Raw genomic sequence first — 7,558 nt, forward strand, 5'->3', positions numbered from 1 at the left:
GTTTTGCCAATTTGGTGACTTGCATGGTTTGTTTCCTGTGTTTTGTTATAAATATGAGAACTCATTAATAAATTTGCTCCGCTACAAAATTCACGAGGTATTCATGATCCCCGGCGTTTTTTCCCACCAAGAGAACCTAGCTTTTATATTCACCTCTCGCGTGTCTTAAGAAGTATTCCATCGCATCAGGATCATTTCTGCAATTATCCAATACCAAGTCATGATCTTCTTCAGGCTCGCCAATTTGATATAGCCATGACTGAATTAATAAAATATTTTTCTCAATTTGCCCCTGAGTGGAGGTGCCAAAAGTATCAAAAGGTACTTCTGGCACTTTTGGCACTTGCCTTTCTGGGGTATTGCAGAAAATATTTTCTGTTTCTATCACTTTTAATCTGGCTAGGTAACCGCTCATGATTTCACCCAATGATATAAAGCTGTCGGTCTGCCATCTGTAAAAACTTCTTCTTTTGTCAGGTGATCGTAATCAAGCAAAACATCTATGGCGGATTGCGCTTTCTTCGGTGTATCAATACCCGTCCAGTGCTTCCTGTAAATATCACGCAATGCAAAAGGATTGTTTAACTTACCGGCTCTCAGCTTAGCCAATACAGCCTTAGCGCTATCAATTCCGGGCTGCGTACCATGACTATATACACGCCGCGCATGGCTCTCTAAATACTCGCTATACGCCAATGCACGCAGTAAAGAAGCTTCAGACACTTTCGGCTCATTGCTGTCACATAAATGATTGATTAGTGCTAAGGAAGGTATTAACTTTCGATATTTGGATAAGTGCGACACGATGGCCGGATGATCTTCACCAGATCGCAATCTGGTTTCAAGTTTGCAAAGCCATTCAATAAATATTTCTTGCGCTGCATCATCGAATTGAAGATAAGGTGTTTTACAAAATTCACCAATGGTTGCTATGGACTGGACATCCAGACTGTGCAATTTTCTCACAAGATCATTAACTGTTTGTTTTGCTGATTTGTCAGGGAATCGGTCAATGTATTGATACAGTGGTGATATATCCGGGTAAACCATCAAACCAAACCGCTGCAACAAGCCATCAGCGCCCGCGCCGCCTGATAGCGCATCTCTAACGTATTCACTCAATACACCCGGCTGTATGCCGCCTATAATCGACAAGCAAGCAGATTCAATATGCAGATTGGTTCCTCTCATAATCCGGTCAATCGTATAGGATTGATTGCCATCAGCCGCCGTAAGATAGAATGCGCGTGCACCTTCTTGGCCTTGTTTATCCAGACCCTTAAGTAATCCAATAAGCTCATCTGCTTCAAATAAAATGCCGTTTGGATTATCAATCATGATCTGCCCAAGTGCTTCAACAGTCGCATTGTTGGTTATGAATCTGGGCGGTGTCTTTTCCTTTATTTCAGGCTTTCCATCATCGCTTAGTAATTCCGAAACATCGGCTTCCTTGTCTTCCTTTAATCGCTTTTTTGCTTCGGCACGTCGAATTGTTTTCTTAATTTCCGCGCCGGCAAACATTGCATTTATCTCTTTAATGATCTCCTCATTTTGTTTTGCGATTTCAATGGAAATATCAACTTGTAATTGTTTTAGCGGTTTGAAAACTTCGCTGCGATTAGGCGATTTCATAACACCAGATCCACCAATGGTTGCACCCCAAAGATTAGGAACTATCACCCAGTTGTCACGGCGTTTGGGTCTTATCCCAATCTTGCACCCGATTGGTGCAGCAAGCATTACATAAGTGTTGACTGCCGCAAAGTCAGGCGGGCATTGCATGCGCTCTGAGATATCTTTCACATAACCACGGATGCCATCAGGCAGATAGTTATAATCAAATGGCTCTACTTTGGGGAGTTCTGGCAATGGTTCGGGGGTCGGTTTGAGAATGCTTGCCGGTACCGCAGCAAGGGTTAAATCAAGATTACTCATGGCAGCCCCCTGTAAGTACATCATTCCAATCCATGCCGGATTCCAGTGGAATAAGTATCTTCCCTCCAATAGATAACGCAGCCTCCCGCGCTTTTGCCTGCCCTACGCCTGACAGGTCGTTATCAGCACAAATTATGATTTCCGTATCTGGTGATAAATCTCGGATATTCTTTGCTACAGGTAGCAAGTTTCCAGCATCAAACGCAATAACAACACGCTGCCCGGAGTCCTCGAATAGACTGGCTCCGGTAGCAAATCCTTCACAGATTAGAATACATTGTGATAGATCGCTAATGATATGAAAGCAGCCGCGCTTGCGTCCACCAGATAAGAACCGTTTCTCGCCGTTGAGACTAATAAACTGCAAATTAACCAGCTCATCAGATTCGTTATAGATTGGGATAACCAATGCATCGCCATAAATTCTTGCTCCGTGTGGTTGAATACGTTTATTTACTAGATAGAGGTGCTCGGATTGTTTGGTGATAGGTTTGCATCGGTTCCAGATATTAACGGCCTTAATCGCCGCCGCTGCGTGCTTTTGGCGTTGTTCTATATCACGCTGAAGCTTGGCCTCGGTTATTTCTTTATGACTGAATGCGTGAAATCCGCGTGTCAATTTTCTTGTTGTCCAAGTATGTTTTGTGCTGGCTACCCAATTTTCAAAATAACCTGCGGGTTTGCCGCCATCTATATGTAAGACATACGCGCAATTTTGGGTGCCTATCTTATGATTTTCACTTCTAATTCGGTGTAGCTTGCCATCGGCTACTATCTCACCAGAATAATAAATTCCAGCGTCTTGCATTGATTGGCGAAAATTTTCTGTTACCTGTGAAATCTGATCCATGTTAGAATTCCTTCTGAAACTGTGAGCATGCGAAGATCCCGGCTTATATCCGGGATTTTTTTGTCTTCAGTCGGCTAAGTTGTGTTTCTTCAGAAAATCCGATTTCGCCGCCGCCAATTCCGTAGCAGGCACTTCTTCAATTAATTCAGCAACGAACATTTTCCAGTTAGCGGTATATCTCAGATTGTTAGAAGCATTTGCCGCATATACCGCAATCATCAATTTTTTGAATGCTTGGTTACCGTTCAATTCATCTGCAAGCCGGTTTTTCTCGGCAATGCAAAACGCAAACCGCGCGTTAGCTAGCTGTTGACGTGCTGTAACTATCCGATTATCTATTGACAGTAATTCTTCTTTCGAGAAAGTCAGAAGGCGTTCAAACGATTCCAACTTTTCCTTAGCTTCTTTTAATTTCTTGTCGATAGCCGCCACTGCTGCCGGTGTGGATTTACCGCGCACAAGATCGCGTTCAGCGGCTTCCCGTTCGGTAACCAACAGATCAACGCTTCTCCGTGAATCAGCAACAGATTCATTGTATTCAATGACTTTAGCTGCCATTTTAGGGTGTTCCGCAATTGCGTTTGCAAGGGTGGTTTGTGTGGCATTCAGTTCGTTGATTTCGTTCATTATTACACCCCTCCAATCAGTGATTTAATATCGGAAACTCGCCACGCCAAACGGCCGTTTAGGTGAATTGGATGTAAAGGCCCGTCTTGCTTCATCGCCCAACAGCGGAGCGTTTGAGGTTTCCTATTCAGATAGAATGCGGCCTCGCCGGTTGTGAGGATCGGGCGGGTTATTTGGTCTAAAGATGGGAATTGTTGATTGGATAAAGAAGAAAATTGATTTTTGCTTGTTGGTTGCATTTGCAGCCCCTTTTTATGTTAAAAGGAGCATTTTGGTTGAATATCTTATATGTGTATGTAACGAAACTTGGGGTGGGTGAGTATTGTTACTCGTACTTCATTAGTTCTCGGTAACCTCCATAAACAAGTTCTTTAGCTTTTTTGCATGCGTTATGTGCCTTTTGCTTTGCGCTATCTTCGGTTGTTCCTGGATAAAATTCTTTTCCTATTTCTAGCTCTGTAGCTCCATCTTGTCTAGCATCATATGCGCGAAGATATTTTGGCAATTTTTCTATTTGAATACTTTTAGAAGTACGCACAATTTCATTTTTAAGATCGGGAAAGAGAGAGTTTTCTTTCAGACCTTCTTTATAGCTCATTAGAATTTTTTTCGCCTTTTCCAATTGCTCTTTTACTGAGTAACGAAGATCAAATCTGAGCGTTATTTCAAATATACTATCCGGCTTAACTGGGTACGATTGACTTTGTTCAGGATGTATTTCTGGATCATAAATAGGCAATTCTTTTGGTAGTTCAGGCGCGTACCATAAACCCGTATCTCCACCATCATATGATGGATCATAAATCTCCGTGGTTGTGAATCCCCATTTCTCAATTAAATGATCTTCAAGCGAATAATCGAATGGCGTGCTATCACCAGTTCTATTGAAATAGTGGCCAATAGTGTCATCGTCCTCAGTTATAGGTTGCTTGCAATAACGAAGCTCTGGATCCTCCCACCACCAGGTCTTGGTGCAGTACCATTTGGCCGTTTTTGCTCCATTGGGGCGATAATCAGGTAATGAAGCAAAATGCTCATAATCTTTTTGGTAGTCTGGATTTCTTCGAAGAAATTCCCAAGCCCATGTGCCTGGTGACGCATCTTCTGGATATGCGGATGCATCGCGCCAATCAGGTGGAATAAATGCACTCATACGCTCCTTTTGCGTCCTTTGAAAGAAGCCACTGTCAGGCCAGCAAAGGTAACTGGCTTTTCCCTCCGTCGAGGTAGGCAGCGACCATACCTAAGTTATTCCGTTGCTTCTGATTCTGCTTTGGCCTTAATCATCAGCTCTCGCATATCCTCCCGACAAGCCATTGCACACATCACTCGTCTTTGAGCGTCAAAAAGTAAGTTAGCAATTTGCCTATATTTATCCGGATCAATACATTCATAAACGGCGACCATTGCTTCAGCAAATGCGGTGTCGTTTTTAATATTTTCTTCTAACCATGAATATGGCTTAATAAGTGCAATAAGTGCGCTTCGCCGGGTCGCCCTGTCTTTCTCCCAAAATCTTTCGATAATATCCATTTCCTCGGGGGTTAAAATTGCTTTCTCTCCTTTGATTTTTTCCATAATATTATCTGCAAAATCCGCATCATTCATTATTCCCCATTCCGGATCACCCCATTCCGGCGGGTTACTCGATCTGCTGCCTGTTGTTGGTGTAGAATATTCATTAGCCATGATGTGATATTCCTTATTAGTGTTGCGTTGTGGTTAGGGGCTTCAGGTGCTTGATCACTTGATAGCCCCGCTTTTACCTGATTCCGTCAGGCCGCGGTTATTGCTCGTAAACCTGCTTTTGTCGTTTTAAATTCAATCTCGGCTTCTTTTAGAATCCAAGCTTCGTATTTCATGTGCCATATAGCCAGCAATTCAAGCGGCCTATTAATATAATGACGCTCAGCAGTTGCACTTGGAGCATGCCCCATAATTTGAGCAACTATGCCTTTTGGCATTTCCACCCATTCAGCAAGACTGGCAAAAGTTCGGCGTAACCCATGCAAAGTTAAGGGCGGCAAGCCGCCGATAGATAAGGCTCGATTATGTGGAATACGCGGCTCTGTTATTCGGCCATTGGCGGCGGATGTGCTGCTGAAAACCCATTGATTGCGGCGGGGTAGGGAGGTTAATAATCTGGCAAGATAGGGCGTTAATGGAATCTTGCGACCTTCTTCATGCACCTTGTCTTTTACCCAAATACTATTCCATTTAAAATCGACATCCTGCCAAGTCAGGCTTGCCATTTCTTCGCGGCGTGTGCCGGTCAATAATAAAGCTTGAAGGTATGCGCTGATAATAGGATTTAATGATCGAACGGCTGCAAACCATGACGGAAGGTGAGCGCGTTGCATTACATCAAACTGCTTACTTTTCCGGCTTGGTACTTCGTCTCGTAGCTCTTTACTTTCGATTGCTTCAACATCAATAATATTGGTATATTCGGGACGTGACGCACACCAACGCCAAAAAGCACGAAACATTTCATAACCTTGACGGGCGTTATTTGCTCGGGTCTCAGCTTCTTGCTTTTGCCATTCTTTAAGTACATCAGCGTTAATATCAATCATGCGCATCAGTAGCAGCGGGTACAGTACGCCCGGTTTAGTCAATCCTTTGCCGCGTTGTTTTTCTATCCCGCCTGCCTGAGAAAGATTCTCATGGTCTTTTAAGTGGCGCGCACCCCATCGCTTGCCGCGCTCAATGTGGGAGCGTTGCATTTTGTCTTTTTGGTATTCTAAATAATTTACCCATGCCGAACTCACTGTAGCAGTTTCGCGGGTTTCCTGCGCTTTCTTGGCAATGGTAGCGGCTGTCTTGGCGGCTGCTTGATCGGCTTTTACTTCGCGCGGGTCATTGCCTTGGTCAATGATGGTTTGAAGGCGGCGTGCTTCTATTTGGGCATCCCCAATGCTCCATATACTCACATCACCAATGGTAATTCGCCTTGTTTGCTTGTTTACTTTGGATTGAAAAATATAGCGATTACGACTTGATCCAGGTGTTGCACGTACTGCAAGACCGGGTACTTCATCGCACCATAAAAAGGCTTGTGCCGCATCATCAGGACATTTGAAGCCAGTAACCCGCCCGAAAGTTAGTTTTACCTTTGCCATAATATCGCCCTTAATATTTGTAACCGTTTTGTAACCGCCTTTGCAGTATACAGGCGAATATTAATCAACACAACAATCAAGGGTAATACTGTTTAACATATGATTATTAAGATAATTGTATTTCTAGAGAATGGCAATCAACACAGATAAATACTATTATAATCGGGCTCATAACCCGAAGGTCGTAGGTTCAAATCCTGCCCCAGCAACCCATAAGAACAAGCACTTAGAGACTAAAAATCCTAAGTGCTTTTTTCTTGCTGAAAAAATGTCACCAATATGTCACCAGGATAATTCAAAATTAAACAATAAAAAACCCGCCACATGGGCGGGTTTATGTTATAAAAATTCAGATTAATCTATTTTATTTTTCATTTCTGAAGATTTATCTTTAATTAAATCTTTTCCTTCTTCAGCACGATTTCCCATTTTTCTTTTAGCGCATTCTGCATCAGTGTCAGTACAAGTTGCCTCATCTACACGGTCAACAGCTTTATTCGCATCGCGTTGTATGTCTCTTTTTGTTGCATCGCTTTTTTCCGTTAGTGTTTCGGTTGCATGTGCTGTTGAAAAAAACAAGCCTAATGTCATTATCATTACTAAATTAGATAGTTTCATTTTAATATATTCCTTCTTTAAAATTATTTATTTAAGATTCTCAAAGTTACGCTGTTAATAATGCCCATTATTCCTAAACTCATCTGTACGGTAGAGAACAATGTTTTTGCTTAGGGAAACGCTGAATAATTCATCGCGCAGTAGAGATCAAGCCTATTGATTATGTAATATTGCGATAATTTGCCCAAGTTTGACCTGAATCGCATCATTTTTTGCATTATTACCCTCATTTCTTGTTTTCAAAGGCGCAACTAGGCTGTCTGTTCTGCATAGCCACCGGCGAGCCAGCAGCAAATTGGCAAAACCAAACAGCGAGAACATCTGAGCGGTATTTTTGACTAACCCCTTGTAGCGGGTCTTGCGGTGCATGAACAGATTCTTCACGACATGAAAGGGATGCTCGACC

The 7,558-nt window shown here is 42.7% G+C and carries 8 protein-coding genes, 1 tRNA gene and 1 pseudogene; 1 reads left to right on the forward strand and 9 read right to left on the reverse strand.

The window, feature by feature from the left end; all coding sequences use genetic code 11:
- Window positions 1–136: 136 nt before the first annotated feature.
- The 7 genes from ACH10T_RS01100 to ACH10T_RS01130 all read right to left on the reverse strand — a co-directional run bounded on the left by ACH10T_RS01100 (window position 137) and on the right by ACH10T_RS01130 (window position 6,534).
- On the reverse strand, window positions 137–415 hold the full coding sequence (locus tag ACH10T_RS01100) for a hypothetical protein (protein WP_394807500.1): 279 nt from the start codon (window positions 413–415) through the stop codon (window positions 137–139).
- The gene (locus ACH10T_RS01105) at window positions 412–1,935 is read right to left on the reverse strand and encodes a YfjI family protein (protein ID WP_394807501.1); all 1,524 of its coding nucleotides are present in this window, start codon (window positions 1,933–1,935) and stop codon (window positions 412–414) included. The genes ACH10T_RS01100 and ACH10T_RS01105 overlap by 4 nt, the downstream gene beginning before the upstream one ends.
- Window positions 1,928–2,785 carry a toprim domain-containing protein gene (locus ACH10T_RS01110; protein ID WP_394807502.1) on the reverse strand — a complete coding sequence of 286 codons (858 nt, stop codon included), beginning with the start codon at window positions 2,783–2,785 and terminating at the stop codon, window positions 1,928–1,930. Before ACH10T_RS01110 ends, ACH10T_RS01105 begins: the two co-directional genes overlap by 8 nt.
- A 66-nt stretch (window positions 2,786–2,851) precedes the next feature.
- Window positions 2,852–3,412, reverse strand: a complete 561-nt coding sequence (locus ACH10T_RS01115) for a hypothetical protein (protein ID WP_394807503.1) — start codon at window positions 3,410–3,412, stop codon at window positions 2,852–2,854.
- A gap of 325 nt (window positions 3,413–3,737) precedes the next feature.
- Window positions 3,738–4,565, reverse strand: coding sequence for a transcriptional regulator domain-containing protein (locus tag ACH10T_RS01120; protein ID WP_394807504.1), 828 nt, complete (start codon window positions 4,563–4,565; stop codon window positions 3,738–3,740).
- A 95-nt stretch (window positions 4,566–4,660) separates the two neighbouring features.
- Window positions 4,661–5,101: a hypothetical protein gene (locus ACH10T_RS01125; RefSeq protein WP_394807505.1), complete on the reverse strand. Its 441-nt coding sequence runs from the start codon at window positions 5,099–5,101 to the stop codon at window positions 4,661–4,663.
- An 86-nt stretch (window positions 5,102–5,187) separates the two neighbouring features.
- Window positions 5,188–6,534 (reverse strand): tyrosine-type recombinase/integrase, encoded by a 1,347-nt coding sequence (locus tag ACH10T_RS01130; RefSeq protein WP_394807506.1) that lies wholly within the window; start codon window positions 6,532–6,534, stop codon window positions 5,188–5,190.
- A 117-nt stretch (window positions 6,535–6,651) separates the two neighbouring features.
- On the opposite strand from ACH10T_RS01130, the gene ACH10T_RS01135 reads away from it, so the two are divergent.
- Window positions 6,652–6,740 (forward strand) — tRNA-OTHER (locus ACH10T_RS01135).
- Window positions 6,741–6,888: 148 nt separating this feature from the next.
- On the opposite strand, the gene ACH10T_RS01140 is transcribed toward ACH10T_RS01135, so the two are convergent.
- Both ACH10T_RS01140 and ACH10T_RS01145 read right to left on the reverse strand, forming a co-directional pair.
- Window positions 6,889–7,152 (reverse strand): hypothetical protein, encoded by a 264-nt coding sequence (locus ACH10T_RS01140; protein WP_394807507.1) that lies wholly within the window; start codon window positions 7,150–7,152, stop codon window positions 6,889–6,891.
- Between the two features lie 264 nt (window positions 7,153–7,416).
- Window positions 7,417–7,558 (reverse strand): annotated as a pseudogene (locus ACH10T_RS01145) (transposase); the annotation flags it as partial.

This window comes from Nitrosomonas sp. (assembly GCF_043753625.1).
Taxonomy (GTDB): domain Bacteria; phylum Pseudomonadota; class Gammaproteobacteria; order Burkholderiales; family Nitrosomonadaceae; genus Nitrosomonas.